Below are 556 nucleotides of genomic sequence, written 5' to 3'. Positions count from 1 at the left end.
GGGGTGAACGAGCCGGTGGCGCGCAGCGAGGGCATCTCGGGGACGATCTCGCGGGCGTAGATCGTCACTTGCGCGCCGGCAGACTGGGCGAGCAGCGCCGAGGTCAGGCCGAGCGGGCCGCTGCCGATGACGGCAATATCGCGCGGGGAATTTGCCAGCGCCTTGCGCACCGCGATCACGCTCGAGCCCCACGACAGCGACCAGCCGCTGCCGCCGTGGCCGTAGTTGTGCACCACCAGCGCGTCGCCGACGGTCTCGGTGTCGAGCCGCGGGCCGGCAGGGCGGAACGGTCGGATGCAGACCGACACGTCGAAAATCCGCTCGGCCGAGGCGCGCAGCGGGGCGAGCGTGAGGCCGGGGTCGCCGCGGCCCAGCGCCAGCGGCGCGGGCGCGACGGCGGTGTTCGAGACGCAGCCGGCGAGGCCGAGGCCGCCGAATGCGGTGAGACCGCCGAGCATGCGCCGGCGAGCTCGACTTCGCCAACTACGGCGGGCGCCTCGACGACCTGTTTCCGCGCGGCGAACCGATGCCGCCGGGCACCACGCCGTTCCACGGC

1 pseudogene is annotated in these 556 nt (G+C 74.1%); it reads right to left on the bottom strand.

The features are described 5' to 3' along the window. Window positions 1-458: pseudogene (locus tag J7619_RS32160) on the bottom strand (FAD-dependent oxidoreductase); the annotation flags it as partial. Between the last annotated feature and the right edge of the window lie 98 nt (window positions 459-556).

It is taken from the genome of Dyadobacter sp. (assembly GCF_017744695.1).
Taxonomy (GTDB): domain Bacteria; phylum Bacteroidota; class Bacteroidia; order Cytophagales; family Spirosomataceae; genus Dyadobacter.
The sequence above is the reverse complement of the archived record's forward strand: the minus strand, read 5'-3'. Positions and strand labels throughout refer to the sequence as shown.